Annotated in this window: 9 protein-coding genes; 5 read left to right on the top strand and 4 right to left on the bottom strand. The window is 59.2% G+C overall.

Annotation, left to right across the window (positions count from 1 at the left end; all coding sequences use genetic code 11):
• Nucleotides 1–10: 10 nt before the first annotated feature.
• Complete coding sequence (locus tag HALAL_RS0100470; RefSeq protein WP_025272106.1) at nt 11–808, top strand: ABC transporter permease; 798 nt, start codon at nt 11–13, stop codon at nt 806–808.
• A 94-nt stretch (nt 809–902) separates the two neighbouring features.
• A complete protein-coding gene (locus HALAL_RS0100465) occupies nt 903–1,733 on the top strand; it encodes a hypothetical protein (RefSeq protein ID WP_025272105.1) in 831 nt (276 codons plus the stop codon).
• 10 nt (nt 1,734–1,743) lie between these two features.
• Here HALAL_RS0100465 and pulA read toward each other — a convergent pair whose 3' ends face one another.
• Both pulA and HALAL_RS0100455 read right to left on the bottom strand, forming a co-directional pair.
• Nucleotides 1,744–7,098: a pullulanase-type alpha-1,6-glucosidase gene (gene pulA, locus HALAL_RS0100460; protein WP_025272104.1), complete on the bottom strand. Its 5,355-nt coding sequence runs from the start codon at nt 7,096–7,098 to the stop codon at nt 1,744–1,746.
• 219 nt (nt 7,099–7,317) lie between these two features.
• Nucleotides 7,318–7,914, bottom strand: a complete 597-nt coding sequence (locus HALAL_RS0100455) for a pyridoxamine 5'-phosphate oxidase family protein (RefSeq protein WP_025272103.1) — start codon at nt 7,912–7,914, stop codon at nt 7,318–7,320.
• A gap of 179 nt (nt 7,915–8,093) precedes the next feature.
• Between HALAL_RS0100455 and HALAL_RS0100450 the strand changes: the two genes are divergently transcribed.
• The gene (locus tag HALAL_RS0100450) at nt 8,094–9,335 is read left to right on the top strand and encodes an MFS transporter (protein ID WP_025272102.1); all 1,242 of its coding nucleotides are present in this window, start codon (nt 8,094–8,096) and stop codon (nt 9,333–9,335) included.
• A 48-nt stretch (nt 9,336–9,383) separates the two neighbouring features.
• On the top strand, nt 9,384–9,569 hold the full coding sequence (locus HALAL_RS0100445) for a hypothetical protein (protein WP_025272101.1): 186 nt from the start codon (nt 9,384–9,386) through the stop codon (nt 9,567–9,569).
• A gap of 160 nt (nt 9,570–9,729) precedes the next feature.
• On the opposite strand, the gene HALAL_RS0100440 is transcribed toward HALAL_RS0100445, so the two are convergent.
• Both HALAL_RS0100440 and HALAL_RS0100435 read right to left on the bottom strand, forming a co-directional pair.
• Nucleotides 9,730–10,509 carry a VOC family protein gene (locus HALAL_RS0100440; RefSeq protein ID WP_025272100.1) on the bottom strand — a complete coding sequence of 260 codons (780 nt, stop codon included), beginning with the start codon at nt 10,507–10,509 and terminating at the stop codon, nt 9,730–9,732.
• A 253-nt stretch (nt 10,510–10,762) separates the two neighbouring features.
• On the bottom strand, nt 10,763–16,156 hold the full coding sequence (locus tag HALAL_RS0100435; RefSeq protein WP_025272099.1) for a DUF4011 domain-containing protein: 5,394 nt from the start codon (nt 16,154–16,156) through the stop codon (nt 10,763–10,765).
• A gap of 355 nt (nt 16,157–16,511) precedes the next feature.
• On the opposite strand from HALAL_RS0100435, the gene HALAL_RS0100430 reads away from it, so the two are divergent.
• Nucleotides 16,512–17,381, top strand: coding sequence for a 3-hydroxyacyl-CoA dehydrogenase family protein (locus HALAL_RS0100430; protein WP_025272098.1), 870 nt, complete (start codon nt 16,512–16,514; stop codon nt 17,379–17,381).
• The last annotated feature ends 4 nt before the right edge of the window (nt 17,382–17,385 follow it).

The raw sequence follows: 17,385 nt of genomic DNA, 5'->3' as shown, positions 1-17,385 counted from the left end.
GTACCGCCACATGACACTACTGACCCATCACACACTCCGCAGCCGCTGGCAACGCCCCGCGGCCATGCTCAACCGCAACCTCTTCGCCTACCGTCGCCAATGGATCCTCGTCGCCTCCGGCGGAATCGAAGCACTCCTGTTCCTCTTCGCCTTCGGATTCGGCGTCGGCTCCCTCGTCGGCACCTTCACCCTCCCCAGCGGACGCGAAGTGGAATACACCGCCTACGTCGCCCCCGCCATCCTGGCCAACGCCGCCATGATGGGCGTACTACTGGAAACCTCCATCAACGTCTTCGCCAAAACCAAATGGATGAAGATCTACGACGGGATCCTCAACACCCCACTACGCCCCTGGGACATCGCCCTCGGAGAAGTCGCCTGGGCCATGGTGCGCGGCTCCATCTACATCGTCATGTTCGTTGCCGCCATGGGCGCCTTCGGACTACTCAACAACGTCTGGGCCATCCTCGCCATACCGGCGTGCCTGTTCATCTCACTGGCCTTCTCCGGCATCGGACTGACTCTGGCCACCCTGTTCCGCGACTGGACCGACTTCGACTGGCTCATCGCCGTCGTCTACACCATGTTCCTCTTCGGCGGAACCTTCATACCCGTCGAAACCTACCCCGAAGCCGTGAAACCCATCGTCTACCTCATGCCGCTCTACCACGGCATTGAAATGGTCCGATCCATCAGCCTCGCCACCGTCGGCCCCATGATCCTGGTGCACATCGGCTACCTCATACTCCTCGCCGTCGGCGGAATCTGGATAGCACAGAAACGCCTCGCCAAAACCCTCTACGACTAAACCCGACCCGGAGGCGATCCCCAACACCGACAACCACCGGCGTCGCCTCCGGCAGGGACACACCGCCCCAGCCGACCACTGCTAACCTAAGGCCATGGCGCGACTGTTCCTCCTCCTGATCATGACCGTGGCGCTCGCCGCACCCGCCGTCCCGGCCCAGGCCCGGGAGCAGCCGTCCGTCCTCCTCCTCAACGGCGACGATCCCGAGACCGGTTCCCTGCACGCCTACGCACAGCAACGCCTGGAAATGGAAGGACGCCGTTGGGGCTTCTCGGTCGAAACGTCCGGCGAAACGCTGCACCACTTCAATGCCGTCATCGCCTTCGACACCCCGGATCTGTCGCCCGGCCACTGGGACGAACTCACCGCCTATGCGGAGGGAGGCGGTTCCCTCCTCGTGGTCGCCGCGACCGACAACGGTTACCCGGGTATCGACATCGAACCCAACGACCAGTTCGGCAACCACAACGCCACCATGTCCATCACCGGCGTGGCGGAGGACTTCTTCGACACCGAATCGGAGATGGAACTCAAAGCCCCACCCGACTACCTCAAACTGAACGACGACGACCCCGAAACGACCCATCAGACCCTCATCACGGCCGGAAACTCACACGAATCCCGTCCCGTCGCCGGTCTCGACGATCAATCCACCACGATGGTGACGACCCTCGGCTCGGCCTTCGATCACTGGGAGAACCGCGACTTCCTGACCTTCGTACGGCACTCGCTGACCTGGGCCACCGCCGACATGAGTCTCGCCGTCGAAAGCCGACCCGACAGCGACACCTCCTGGCCGTTCCACATGTTCTTCGGACTGGTACTCGGCGCACTGGCCATCGGCGGCCTGAACGCGGTCGTGCGGATGGAAAAACAAGAAAACGAGGGAGAAACCCGCCAGGCAGGCTCTCCCTCGTCACCGTAAACGTGCTCGACTAACCGACGAACACCGCCACGTTCAAACCCGGAACCGTCACCGCTCCATCGGTGAAGTCCGCCTGCGCCATATCGGCGTCCACCGAATCGGCCAGCGCCGGATGCAGCTCCAAATCCGATCCGCCCCAACCGTCGAGATCAGCCGACAGGTCGCCGGTGTCGTTATTGAACACCACCACGACTCGATTGAACCGGTCGTCCAGACCGTCAAGGTCAATGGACATGGCGATCGCTCCCGGATTATCCGTACCCTCCAATTCAGGGAAGGAGATGCGATCGGCGATCTCCTCGGCATCACCCAAACTGAACGCCTCGGTCGACGACGCCACCCGCAGCAGCTCCAGATACTTACCGTGCGCCAGAGCGATATCGTCACAATCCGGCGTCGCCACCGCATTGAGAGTGTCCTCGGCATAGTCCCAATGGTGCTCACTCGTCCACGCCGGCGGAAGACCACCCGGGAAGCCGTTCGTGCTGCTGCCGAAACCGTCAACCGATTCATCGTTCCAGCAGTTCCAGCGAATGGCGTTGAACCAATCGCCCGAATCATAGGAGTCCCGATCCAGCGACTTCGACCGCAGAATCTCCGTACCGGCGGTATTCAGGCTTGCCCCTTGACTGAACAATGTCGTGGCGAGGTTCAGCAATTGCGCTCGCGCCCGATCGGTCGACGAGGTGGTTTCGTCCAATTTGTAGGCCAAGGCGTCGAAGAGGATCTCATTGTCGTGGGCGTCCACATAATTGACCACTTCATCGGGTTGTTCGGCGTAACCGGCGGGCTGACCGTTGTAGTCAATCTCGGATCCTAGGGCGGTCGTTCCGTCGTGGGTGACCAGCTCATAATTGGCGAGATTGCCAATGAGACCCAGTTTGACCAGGTCGGTGGCGTGCCCTGAGGAGTCGGGGTCCATCCCACTGCCCCAGCCGGGAATGGTGGGGTCGTCGTCGAACGGTCCGCCGCCGCGTGCCGCGTCACGCAGACGGTCGTTGAACGTGGCGATGCCCGTGTCGCCCATGTTGGGTTGGGTCGCCTGTTCAAAGCGGGCGTTGTCGGCCACTTCGCCGAAGTTCCATCCCTCCCCGTATACGAGGATGTCGTCGTCGACGGCCTCCACGGCTTCCTTAACGGCGAGCATGTTCGACTTCGGATGGTGCCCCATCAGGTCGAAGCGGAAAGCGTCGACCCGGTAGGCTTCCGCCCAGGTAGTCACCGAATCCACAATGAACTTATCGAACATCGCGTGTTCGGGTGCGGTATTGGCACAGCAGGTCGAGGTGGTGACTGCGCCGGTTTCGTCTAGGCGATGGTAATAGCCGGGGACGATGCGGTCGAATACCGACGTGGCGTCGGTGCCCGAAGCGCTGGTGTGGTTGTACACCACGTCAACCGCCACCCGCAGGCCGAGATCGTTCAGCGCTTTGACCATCCGCCGGTACTCCAAGATACGTTGTGTACCTTGCGGATCGGTGGCGTAGGAGCCTTCCACCGCGTTGAAATGATAGGGATCGTAGCCCCAGTTGTAGGCATCGTCGCCGCGTACGTCGCCGACGCATTCCTGCTGCTGCGGCGAATCGGCGGCGAACTGTTCCAAATCGCAGTCAACAGTCGAGGATTCGCCTTCCGGAATAGTGGCGATGTCGAAGGTGGGCTGTAGATGTACGTGGGTCAGGCCCGCTTCGGCGAGTTCCTTGAGGTGCTGTACCGAGGTGGAGTCGTCCTGGGTGAACGCCAGGTAGGTTCCCCGCAGTTCCTCGTCGACGGAAGCGTCGGCGATGGAGAAGTCTCGAACCTGTACCTCCCAAACGTGGGTCGCCGTCAGATCGACGGCGTCGGGTTTGTCGTATTCGTCCCAGCCGTCGGGCTTCAGATCCGCGTCGTCCAGGTTGACGATCTGACTGTGTGTGGAGTCGGTCGCCAGGGACACGGCATACGGGTCGGTGACCGACGCGGTGTCGAAATCTCCGATGGCGGGCTGCCACACGTCGACTCGGAACCGGTAGTACGAGCGGTCCCAGGACTTCTTACCGTTCACACTCCACACTCCACTGTCGGAGTCGTAATCCATGGCGTGGATGGTGGGTTCGGCTTCCGGAGTGTCGTACAGCTCCAGTTCGACCTCGCGGGCCGTTGGGGCCCATACCGACAGCGTGGGTTTCTTGTTCGTCCAAGTCACCCCCAGCTCGGTCGCGGCGGCCGATTCGGCATAGAGGTCGTCGAGCAGCCCGGCGATCTGGATGCCGGTGGCGTTGAGAACGTCGCCGTCGTGTCGTTCTTCGGTGACGGCCAATTGCGTCCGGGCGAGTGCTCGGGCATCGGCCTCCACTTGGAAGACCTGGTAATCCCACAAATGTGGGAAGCGCTGCCGGAGTCGTTCCGGCATTCCGCCCAGGGCGACCATCTCGTGCGACTCTTCGGCTCCCTCCACGCTGCCGTCGGACGCCGACATGGTGCCGTCCGTACTGGAATGCAGCCGATACACCTTCCCGTCCGTCTCGCGGTCCGGTAGTGCCACCGTGGTGTCGTCGAGCCAGTACGCGCGTTGCTGCGTCAGATCAAGTTCGTTTGAACTGTCGCCGGCACTGCCGCTACCAGGGTAGAGATACCCGGGCGTCGATTCCGTCAGCCACACCTCGGTTCCGTATTCGCTGAAGTCGAGGTACTGGTCGTCGGGAAGGTCTTTCTCATCGCCGCGATGCAGAATGTAGGAGAGACCGTCGGCACCGTCGGCCAGCGGGATTTCGAAGACGGCTCCAAAACGGTCCACCGTGGTGGGAGCTATTCCGTCGTCCCATTCGGTCGGGTTGGCCGCTCCCGTCCAGACGTGGGCTTCCCAGCCGTCGTAATCCCCGTCGTCGCGCTGATAGTGCAGGACGGCGGTGTTGGGATCGTCCTCTCCTGGAACCGTCCAGTCGCTCGGAGGCGAGGTGGCCACCTCTTCACTGTCGTCGAACAACCAGATTTCATTGTTCTCCGACGGATTGAATTCACGGTCGGATTCCACGAGTTTGTTGCCGTTCTCGTCGATGACGAGGAATCCCACATTGCTCGCGTCGGGTGCCAAGTGGACGGTGGCGAAGGAACCCCAGTCGGTCTCGGCGTTGAAGGGAATACTGTCGGGCCATGAGCGTGAGGATTCGTCCGCCACATCGCCCCAGACGTACAGTCCCCACTTCTCGGCGTCCCCGTTGAAGTGAACGGTGGCATGACCGGGGGAGTCGCCCGGTTGATCGGGGGTGGCAACGATCGTGGTCGCCTGATTGGAGGCGGTGTCACCGTGGCGATTGACCGCGACGCCCTTGACCGTGAGTTCGGTGCCTCCGCTAAGGCCGTTGAGATCGAAGGCGATGGCCTCCTGAGGACCGGGTGCGGTACCGAGGTAGAACCAGTTCTCTCCGTCGACCGTGGCGGCGTAGGCGACCTTGGTCAGACGATCTCCTCCGGCGTCGGCGTCGATGTGCGCTATGGAGGCGGATTCCTCGGCGAGATCGAGCTGGATGGTCGGATCACCTTCGGTATTCGTTGTCCCTTCTGCGCGAAGTACGACCGAATCGCGTCCGTCGAGTGTGACGGTGGCGTTGGTTCCGTCCATGGATATGTCGGCCGAACCGTATATAGCCTCAAAGGACTCGGAGTCGGTCTCCAGCGTCAGGGTCTTACTGCTGGAGGCATTGGACGACACCACCAGATACTCGCGTCCGCTGGAAGGATCGAAGCGGGAGAAGGCGAAGACGCCGTCTCCCGCGCTGCGGGTGACCTGTATTCCGTCCGACAGTGCGGGATGATCGCCGCGCAGCTGTCCCAGTTCGGCAATGGCCTCGTACAACGGGTGCGTGGTGTCGTAATTGTCTTGCGCATGGGTGGAGTCGGTGCCGATCAAGGGAAGGTTGTCCCATTCGGACACCTGAGAGGCGAAGAGACTCTGTCGCGAGGCGTCATCTCCGCCGTGCCCCACGAATCCCTGTTCGTCTCCGTAATAGACCACCGGTTGTCCACGTGTGAGGAACATAAGCTGGTGAGCGAGAACGGAGCGGTCCACCCATTCGTGCTCAGGGGTGTCGGACGTAATCGACAGGCCCAAACGCCCCATGTCGTGGTTGGACAGGAAGGTCGGCAGGTTGCGTGCGTCGGTGTCGCGGGCGGTGAACAATGAGTCGTGCGTGTAGAGTTCGGCCAACCCGTCCCCTGAATCCGTTCCCAGCGCGAACGATGACGCGTTCGCTTGAAAGCCGAAGTCGAGGACGCCGTCGAGTTTGCCTTGTCGGACATACGGGCTCGTTTCCCGAGGGTCACCGGAATAAACTTCGCCGAAACTGAAAAAATCGATTCCCGCCGTCTCGGCCGCTTCGGAAATGCCCGACATGAATCGAGGCCAGAATTCCATGTTGGCGTGCTTGACGGTGTCGATACGGAATCCGTCGATGCCAAACGAGGAGATCCACTCGCTGTAGACGTCTACCCAGCCGTCTACGACGCCGGGACGTTCGGTCCATACGTCATCCAAACCTACGAAATCGCCGTACGTGACCGATTCGCCCGTCCAGGTGGAGTCACCCCGATTATGGTAATTGGTGACGTCATTGAGCCACTCGGGGTTCTTCAGGTTCTCCTTCCCTTCCGGGACGACCGGTGAGTGCGGGAAGGAATCGGAATTAACGTCGGGGAACTCGTCCCCATCGGCATACTCCGCGTCGTCGAAAGGCCGGCCCGAGGAATCGGTGTACGGCGAGTCCTCTTTGGAGATATAGCTGTTATCTCCGTCGGAGTATTCGATGACGTCGGCGGTGTGGTTGACGACGATGTCGAAGTAGACCTTCATCTCGCGATCGTGCGCCGAATCGATGAGGCTCTGCAATTCGTCCATGGTGCCCAGGTGTGGGTCGACTTGGAGGAAGTCGAGGCCCCAGTAGCCGTGGTACCCGGCTCCGGTCCACTCCTCCGAACTCTGCACCGGAGCGTTGACCACAATGGGCGTCAACCACAGCGCCGTCGTTCCCAGACCTTCGATGTAGTCCAGATTTTCTTCGACGCCCGCCAGGTCGCCGCCGTGATAGAACTGCTCCGAGGTGGGGTCGTAGCCGTGGTCCAGCGCTCCACCGTCGATGCCGCCGGTGTTGTTATCGCTCTTAGCGTCGGCGAAACGATCGGTCAGAATGAAGTAGAACTGTTCGGAGGGGTGGGTTTCCTGTTGCGCCAGTTGTGCCAATTGGCTATCGGTGGGCTCGGAACTCCACAGCACGTCTCCAAGGGGAGACGGCTCCGCTTGAGGGTCGTCGTCTTTATCGGGCTCATTGCAGGCGGTGAGGGCAAGCACTGCAGTCAAGGCACCCGCGGTATATCGACCAATACGCCGCATCGTGCACTCCTCTCCGGGAAAAATCCTAAGACAGTGACAGTCATGAAATTGTGGGAAAAAATTAACATAATATGAATGAAATTACAAGTTTACGAAAACTCTTGCAAAAGTGCCTCAAATGCAAGGCTCTTGCGTGGGAATGCTCTTGCGCGACTGAAGACAGAAAAAGGGCCCACCGTCGAAATGACGGTGGGCCCTAGGAATTGAACTACGACCGTTTCACTCGCGTGGATGGACCACGGTACGAACAGGCGCGATGCCCGTCTCACAGTCCACAGTGGCATCAGCGGCCACCTCAGCCGCCAGGCCTTCTCTCACCTTGACTCCCACCTCGTCCAAATCCAGATAGAGAAAACGCACCTGAGCGTCCTCCTTGGCATCCGGCGGCCGAGTAACATCCGAACGGCCCGCTTCCATCCGGTCGATCAAAGCACGCATCGCCGCCCACTTCTCGTCCGCATCCGTGACCGTACGCGCCACACCATGCGCGATCACACTTCGATAATTGGACGAATGATTCGGCCATGACTTAGCGAAAACCAAACCGTCCACCACAGTCGCATTGACCGCCACCGCGAAGCCGCTCTCATCGGCCAAGCCCACGGTCGAACCCGTCGAACCGTGAAAATACAGTCGATTCCCAATGCGACCATGAAACGTGGGAATCACCTGCGGAGTGCCATCACTACCCACAAACGACACCGTGCAGTACAGCGCCTCGTCCAAAACCTCATGCACCGCCCGTTCCTCATAGCCCATTCGCTCCGAATGCCGCCGAGGGGTCGTGCGCGCGGTGGGGGAAAAATCATTGCTCATAGCACAAATGTTGCATCCGCCAATTCCGTCCCGGACCATGGCAGTGACAATCTGCGGAAAACATAACAAAAAAGCAACGTCCAACAACCTCAAAACCAATCACCCAATAACGACGCCCATTACAAAATCCAGAAAGGACCCCACACCGGCCACAACAACCATCCACAGAAAGGCCCCCGGTGACCACCCAAACAACCGATACCACCGCCATCCAAAAACGCAGCCTCGCCTCCCTCAGCGCACTACAAACCATGGGCGGCCTCTCCGTCTCCACCACCATCGCCATCGGCGCCATCATGATGGAAGACCTCACCGGCTCCTCCGCGCTCGCCGGAATCGCACAAAGCCTATTCGTCGCCGGCGCCGCCCTCATCGTCATCCCCACCGTCGCCGCCACCGAACGCTGGGGCCGACGCGGCGGCCTCGCCTTCGCCTACCTCACCGCCACCGTCGGGGCCCTCCTCATCATCCTCGCCCTCCACACCACCAACGTCGGGACCGCCGTCATCGGCTTCTTCCTCGTCGGCGCCGCCTCCTGCGCCAACCACCAGGGCCGCTTCGCCGGAGCCGACCTGGCCCCACCCCACAAACGCGGCACCCACCTCTCCATCGTCGTATGGACCGTCACCATCGGATCGGTCTTCGGCCCCAGCCTCGCCGCCCTCACCAACAGCTGGTGGAGCGACAACCTCGGAGGACCCCAATACCTCGGACCCGTCGTCATCACCGGAAGCGTCGCCGCCAGCGCCGCCACCCTCAGCCTCCTCCTACTACGACCCGACCCACTCCTCCACGCCCGCTCCCTAGCACCCACCCCAACCGACACCACCAAAAAATCCATCGCCCACGGGCTCCACCTCGCCCGACAAAACCCCATCATCCGATCTGCCGTACTCATGGCCGTCGTCGCACACTTCACCATGGTCGGCGTCATGACCATGACCTCCATCCACATAAAACACGGAACAGACAACCTCGAAACCGCCCTCAGCATCATCGGAATCGTCATCGGCATGCACATCGGAGGAATGTACGCGCTCGCCCCCGTTTTCGGTCACCTCACCGATCGATGGGGATCGCGAACCGTGGGGCTCATCGGGCTCACGCTCTTGATACTCGCCTGCGGCGTCAGCGGCACGGCACCGGCGTCGGCCCACCTGCAACTCACCCTCGGGCTTGCCCTCCTCGGGTTTGGATGGTCTGCGCTGACCGTCGCGTCGGCAACCCGTCTCACCGGCGCCGTCGGACCCGACGACCGACCTTCCACCCAAGGGTTCTCCGACCTCACCATGGGTCTTGCGGCCGTCATATCCGGTCTGGCCAGCGGCCCCATCGTCGAGAAATGGGGATTCGCGACCCTCTGCGGAGCCATGGCCCTCATCGCCGTTCTATCGGCGCCCCTACTCGCACGACGCCGATAATCCAGTACTGCTTGCCGAAAAACTGCGAGACATGATCAAATTAGGAGTATGAGCGACCTCAAAATTGCCGGGGTACCGCAATGGGCGGTCGAAACCCTAGAACACCGAGCCGACCAAGAAAACGTTCCACTGGACTTCTATCTGCGCCAGCTACTGATCAACGCGGCTCGCAACCCGAACATCGGCAAGGAGGTTACCGACGGACAGTCCCGACTCACCGACTTCGGCGACTAACCGCGCGCGATTAACAGCGTCACGACACCACGGCCGTCAGCGCTTATTGGCCCCGATCATGCTCGCGGCGTGATGCCGGTGGTTCCATGCTGCGATTTCTCCGGACAGACGGTTGGCCCGGCAGCAGAGCCACCCGACCAACCGTGTCCGGACGTGATCCTTAGCGACGGGCGGGGGCGAGGATCCCGAACGTCGCGGTCTGTTCATCGTGCATGATCGCAATGCGACCGGCGTCGGGGATGTCCTTCGGCCCCATCATTATCGAAGCGCCCTTGTTACGGGCGATCTCGATGGTCGCGTCCACGTCCTCAACTTGGAAATACGGTTGCCAATACGGCCCGGCAGGCAGCATTTCGGACGGCAGCTGGAAGATTCCGGCGAACGGGTTGTCCGCACCCTGGGCCGTCACGTGCGTGTAAACCTCGCTCGCGATACCGGGTGGAAGCTGGTGATCGGAGTACGACCAGTCGAATACCGAACGGTAGAACTCCTGGGCTCCGGCACTGTCCCCGGTGTACAGCTCGAAGTAGGTGGCCGCGCCCGGCACGTGCATGACGTCGACACCGGCGGTGTCACGACCCTGCCAAAGTGAGAACGGCGCACCCTGCGGGTCGGCAAGTTCCGCCAAGGTACCTTCGGTGAACACCTCCATCGGCTCGGCCCGCACGTCCCCACCGGCCTGATTCGCCCGGTCGACGGTTCCAGTGATATCGCTGGTCTGAAAGAAGATCTGCCAGGCCGGCTTGGACTTCTGACAGGGGCCGAGCGCGGCGACAATCTGGTTGTTCAGGGTAAACATGCCGTATCCACCGGCCTCGGGGCCCGCCGACATGAACTCCCAGCCGAACAGGGCCCGATAGAATTCCGCTGAGGCGTCGATGTCGTTGCTGGATACGTCAAGCCAGACCGGTGCGCCGTCGCGGGCGTCGATTGACGTCATGAAATCTCCCGTTCCGCACCGAGAACACGGTGCGTTTTTCGCGTGTCCATTCCGCCTTCATTATGAGCGCTACCTCTGACAATCTCAGGAAATCGAGCCGTATGGCGACTTCGGCAAGGTATACCGGGAAATGCGGCTCCACGCGCACCGCAGATCGCTTCCCAACGCGCTCTCCTCACCGAAGTCGGTCGATTGCCACAAACGGCACCGGTGTTTCAACTCGCCAAACGCAGATAGGACGGATGGAACCCGGCTAATGCGGTTGAATACGCCGGAGCTCGACGAGGACCTTGGATCCGTCGATGCGCACCCGGCGTTCTTCACCGACCCGCATGGTCACAATCGTGGCCCCCGGATCCCAATGTACCGAAAACTGCAGGTGGTTATCGGGATTGTGGCTATCGACCAATCGCCGGTAGTACACGAGTTCCGAATCTTCGACTCCACGCAGGATGACGCTGTCGCCAACACGTGGCCGGGCGATCGAGGGAGAGTCGGATCGTTGCGCCAAGTCCTCTGAGTCGTCCTGATCTTCCGACGAATCGGTTGGGTCCACCGTCGCATCACCGTCGTCCGAGCCTTCGGCTACGTCGGAGTCGTAATCGACGACGTCGGGTTCGTCGAACCGCTCGTCGTCGGCCTCGGCATACTGCTTGTCAACCCAGTTCAGCAGCGAGGTCAATTCGGTATCCTCGTCGGTGAACCAGTTCGTCGACCACACCTGGTACAGCTTCCATCCCAGGCCCTCCAGAACGCGACGACGCAGGATATCGCGGTCCCGTATTGAAGGCGAAGCGTGGAAGTCATAATCATCGACATCGATTCCGCAGAAATAGCCCAGGCGAACACGGTGACGGACTCCGATATCGATACCGTATTGGTCGGATCCTACGTTGACGTCGACGTCCCATCCCCGGTCGCGCAAGAGCTGAGCGACGTGTTCGACCATTGGTGACCGAGGAGCGGATTCGATCCTTTCTGAACTTCTGGACGCCTGTTCCGCGCTGTAGGCGAGCCACTGTTTGAGGAGATAGCGGCCGCGGTTGTTGGTCGGGTCGGCAACAATGTCCGCGGGAGACATGGAGGTGAACGTGACGATTTTTTCGCGCGCACGGGTGAGAAGCACGTTAAGTCGACGGTAACCGGCTCGGCCATTGATGTGCGGACCGAACTGTTGGGACACTCGTCTGCCCTGTTCGGAGGGACCGTATACGGTGGAAATGAAGATCGCGTCCCGCTCGTCACCCTGTACGTTTTCCAGGTTCTTCACAAACAGGGAGTCAATCCCACCGTCGTCCTGTTCCTTCTGTTGCACCAGTTTGCTCAACGTCCGGTCATTGTTGATTTCCTCCTCGAGCCTTTCGTGGATCACCTCACATTGTTTCGCATTCAGCGTCACGATTCCAAGGGAACGCTCCGGATTGCGCCGCATGAAGTCAACGGCCGCTTCAACCACCGCCTCCGCTTCGCGGGCATTGACGCTTTTGTTATAAATTCCGTCCACAGTGCGCAATGAGACGCCCTTATCGCCGGCCATTTCCATGGGCGAGGGGAATACCACCAGATCGCTGTCGTAGACGTAGCGGTTAGAGAAGGAGATCAGGCTCGAATCGCGCGAACGATAGTGCCATTTCAGTCGACGGGAATGCTGGAAGGTTTTCGTGGCCAATTCCAGAATGGATTCCGCCTGGTCGCTCTCCTCATCCTCGTCCTCTGCCGAAATCGACTGCCCGAATTTTGTGGGTGGCAACTGGTTACTGTCACCGACGACAACGACCTGATTGGATCTGAGAATCGCTCCCATGGCGGACTCGGGCGGCATTTGGCTGGCTTCGTCGATGATACAGAGATCGAACGTGGAGTCCCCCTGCAGATATGTGGCCACTGCCAGCGGTGACATCATCCAGCAAGGCTGTAGCTCCACCAAAGCCTGGGACGCGCGGCGGGTCAGTTCCCGAATCGGGGTGGTATTCTTCTTCAATTTACGAGTGTGGTTGACCAACGCCATTTCCGTATAATCGCGTTTCCTGCCCCGCCCGATCCCTTGCGGTGGTTTAGCTTCACGCACTAGTTTGGCGAAAAGATCGTCTGCTGATTCGTCCAGGGCTCGCTGGTTCGCTGTGACGAGCTTCTGACGCTGGCGTTCCAACTCGTCGGTGCTCATGGCGGCAAGCTGTCGTGGCATTTGGTTCCGCACTCGTCGTGCCAAACTCAAGTACAGGTGGGCGAGAATCAAATTTCCCGGCCGTGGATGCGTATCACGTTGTTCGTTCAACCAATCGGTGATTGGTCCGAAACCTGCTTCTCGCACCTGCTCCAGAGTCGAATGGGCACGTGAATGGTCAATAAGCCCCTGACGGTCATGGGCCAATTGGTCTGCCAGGTCAGTCATGGTGGCAAAATCTTTAGACGTCGCAGCTCGGAGGGAAACATTTTCGCGCAGCTCGTCCAGGATTCTCTCGGCGATGTCGCGATGCGAGCGGAGCTGATCGAACAGCGATAGGGTTTGGCCCAATTTCTTTTCGCCGACCAGGCGAGACACCACGATCGAAGGCACGCTGCATCGTTCGATTCGGTCCAGGAGATCGAGTTCACCTTTGAAGGCGTCCGATTCGAAACGTAGGGAATCGATCTTCTCGTTCAGACGGTGGTTTTCGCATTGATCGCGGCGTTTCAGGGCGTTCGTCATCTCGGTGGCCAGGTTTGCCAGTGCCTCCGCTCCGAATTGTTCCGGGTGCTGCAGAACGCTACTTGCGAATTCGATATCATCGATAGAAGCTTCCCAGAGACTGAGCCGGTCGTCCAAGTAGGTCCGATGTTCGTCGAGTTCCGCCACGGCTATGTTCGGCAGTTCCGGGAATTCGACCACCGTCATGACCTGGTCGATGTCTCCATTGAGGAGGAACCGTCGTAGTCGCCGGGACTGAAGGTTACCCAACTTGTGGGATACGTCGGCGATAAAATCAGCCAACTGTTCGAAGTCGTCCAGTGGGGTGTCGATTCCATCGAAATGGATGCCGAACAGGCTGCGTAGGGTCTCGTTGTTTTCCAGATCGGTGACGTCTTTTTGCCAGGAAGCCAATTCCTCCATTTGTTTCGCGGCCTCATTCGCCTCGAATCGAGCATCCTCGACTGCGAGGTGGCGGAATTGCTTCTTGGCTCGTCGGTATGAACCAAGGAGCTTACCGAAGGCGCCGGTCCCGTAGAGAATCTGTGAGGCTTCGGCTATACCGGCCGTATCGAGGTCGTCCCGGAGCATGAATACCGTGGAAAGCTGCACTCGTCGTTCGCGCAGCTTTCGTATCCTATCCATCGCTTTTCGAAGCGCGGATTCGCCACCTTCAGCGGTATTTTCCTCGTTTCGCAGCCGTAGAATCGAGCGGGCATCGGCGCCTTGTAGCAGTTCGGTTGCGTCCCGCAGAGTTGGGAAATTGATTTCGCTCAACCACGGTTCATCGCCGAGAAGAATGGATATCGGTTCGGCGGCAGCGTCGGCGGAGTGTTTTTCTGCGGTATGTCGTCTCCGCAGGCACCGAACTGCGTCGATACTGAAGTTCTCCAGTTCCAGTTTAGACGCGTCATCGGCGCCTTTCTGTAGGCTCTCGCACAGAGCCGACGAAGGTGTGGTGGTGATCGATTTCTTCACAGACCGGAGTTCGCGAGTGGTACAACGGACTTCCGCGACAAACTCGGAGAATTCCTCAGTCAATGCCGCTGAAATGACGTAGGTGACGAGCGTGATATCGGCATACGATGCGGCCGTTTTGACGGCACGAAGTTCGTCGGGAATGCTCCACACGGCCTTCCCACCGGATATCCGGGAATCGATTCCCAAGCCGATCAGTTCGACTTGGGAATCAGCACAGTGAGAATAGGCCTCCCTCATCTGGTCCGCCTGGCGAATCAGGTCGTCAACCGCAAATCGATCCAGCGGGGGAGATTTGACGGCCGCCCATGCCGATTTATGATCGAGGGATAGCATTACCTGATCCAATGAGTCGGCCAGTTCGTGTATTTCGAATATTTGACCAGAGTCGCATTCACGGTCGAAAGCCGGTTCGGGAAGGTCATCCGCGGCGACGGCGAAATCGGCTGAGTATTTAATCGACAGTGCCAGAATCTCCTGCACGGACATATCCGTGGATTCGACCTTTTCGAGCAGTGCCTCGGAACGACTACGTATTTTGTGACGGCGTTCCCGATACTGAGACCGAGCCTTGCCGGATGGACGGGACAATGTGTCCCTGCCCTGGTCTATTCGTTGATTCAACTGATCGCGAAACGCCTGGCGTTCCTGCTGTGTGGCCTGCAAAGCCAGAACGGTATTACCGAGTCCGCGTTCCTGCAAACGTGTCTTGACCACATCCAGCGCAGCGCCCTTCTGTGCCACAAACAGGACTTTCTTCCCCCGCTGGAGTGCGGCCGCAATCGCGTTGACAATGGTTTGCGACTTCCCCGAACCCGGTGGCCCCTCGATCGCAAAGCTTTTGTGGTCGAGAATGTCGTTGACGGCGGTGATCTGAGAGGAGTCGGCGTCTGCTACCAGACTGGGCTCGTTCCGTTCCACCGCATCCATCGAGCCGGCTGTCGCCACATTGTTCCCGTACAACGAATCGTTCGAGGTCACCAATAGGTCAAAGCCCGGGCCCGAAGTCAACTTCCAGTTTTCGGGATCGAGGTCCTTATAGAGTGCCATTGGACTGGAACGGAAGATTCCAAGAGTGACATATCGTCTGATGCGAGGGTTGATACGTCGTGGCAAGGCACGCGATACGTCAGTGAAGTATTGTTCAATGTCGTCACCGTAGTTCGGCGGTAGTTGGATACCAAACTCACGCTGCAATTTTTCCTGCAAAACCAAGTTCGGTTCCGCTTCGTCCGACTCGGCCGTCACGGTATATTTCGGTCCGCTTACTCGGTTCTTACGAGTCAATTCAACGGGAAGCAGGAGGAGTGGCGACAGCGAGGTTTCCTGCTTGTCCGGGTCGGTCCATTCTAGGAACCCGAATGCACAATACAGGCTGTTGACGCCTATCTCTTGACGCTGCGACCTGTCATTCGACTGAATCTTTCGTAGGAGCTTGAGCATATTGGCCGGCATGGCCAGGGTCTGGATCTCGTTGTCGATATGGTGCGGTTGATCGGTTTGATCGTTTGGCGCTGGAAGCTCGAAGTCGGGTTGAATCCGATTGTCTCGCGCCCACTCCTTAAGCCGATTGGCGTCCTTGGTGTTCGGGCCCAGACGTTCTGCCATACCGAGCTGTTTGCGCACGCGATCCTGGAGGCGACGCAATGGAGGTGTTTTACGTGAGGACGGATACCATGCCTGCACGTCCTGTTGGTACTGACGGTCGGATTTCTTGGCCGCCTCTACGGCGGAGCGGAATTCAGCAGTCTGTTCGTCCTGGGGTGTGGAGGGCGGTTCCGGCAATGATTGGAATGTCATCGGTTTGTCATTGACCAGTCGTTCGAATATGAAACGAGGTTGTTCGTCGATGACGCGGAGGTACTGATCAGAAGTGATTTTGCAATTGACAAGTGCATTGTTGCGAGTGAGGTCAAGTAGGTCACGGCGCAGATGGTCCAATTTCTGGGCCGCGATCCGGCGGAGGGCAGGGTCCGAGCTTTGGTCTGTATTCGCTTGCATGTACTTCCTAGGTTCAGCAAGAGGGTTATGGAGTGTTTCTAGGGTCGTCCACTTGAAGTCACGGATAATTTCGGTGAGGTGTAATCCGATCGGGACAGTCCAGGATAACCATACTTGCTTATTTCTTCGTAACAACAGTGCTATCCGAACGTAAGACGAACCGTTGTCCTGGGAAACCCCCTGGGGAAATCCGAGCGAGCGGATTTATTGGAACACGTGTACCGATTGCTCTGATGGTGTCACCGACACAAGATCCGAATTATCGTCACCCAAAATGCAAGTCTGGTTTAAGGTACGATACATACTTGATATGTTGTATATCGCTTCGGGCGTGTGAGGCCTTTAGGAGACGATAATGGGAATAACCTTGCCCCAGAACATTCAGTCGAGGCCGGTGACGGTCGTAGGCGGCGGCACCTTGGGCAGCCGGATCGCGTTGATGTTCACGACCCAAGGCGGAAAGGTACGCCTATACGATCCCTCTGAAGAGGCGCGTCAGCATGCAGTGGACTTTGTCGCGGAGAACAGTGCTGACACCGTGGCTCTTGTCGACGGAGGTGTGGCGGGAAGCCTTGAAACCGGAGACGACCTGGCCGAGGCCCTGAAGGGGAGCTGGCTGGCGGTAGAGGCCGTACCAGAGCATCTGGACCTGAAGAAGAAAGTGTTCGGGCAGCTCGATGAACTGTCCGAAAACGACACTATCTTGGCGAGCAATTCATCGTCGTATCCGACCAGCAGCATGATCGACAACGTTGCCACTCCCGAACGGGTCGTCAACATGCACTTCTACATGCCACCGGCGGTTCGGGTGGTGGAATTGATGTCGGATGGTCAGACCGACCAGCGTGTACTCGACCTACTCCTCGATACCTTGCCCGGATATGGCCTCTATCCCTTCGAAGCTTACAAGCAGAGCACCGGATTCATCTTCAACCGGATCTGGGCGGCGATCAAACGCGAATGCTTGTCGGTTGTTGCGGAGGGAGTTTCGACACCACAAGATGTTGACCGCATCTGGGAACTGGCTCTCGGCACTGGACCCGGCCCGTTTAGATTGATGGACCAAGTTGGACTCGACGTCGTGCTGGATATCGAGAACCACTACGCCAAGGAACGTCCTGGGCTGCCGGAAGGGCCGCGAAAGCTCCTTCGCCGCTATGTCGACGAAGGTAGGTTGGGTGTGAAAAGTGGCCGCGGATTCTACGACGACTATCGGGATAATTAGCCAA

The organism is Haloglycomyces albus DSM 45210, assembly GCF_000527155.1.
Classification (GTDB): domain Bacteria; phylum Actinomycetota; class Actinomycetes; order Mycobacteriales; family Micromonosporaceae; genus Haloglycomyces; species Haloglycomyces albus.
Note: the sequence above shows the minus strand (reverse complement) of the source record. Positions and strands in the feature narration are given on the sequence as shown.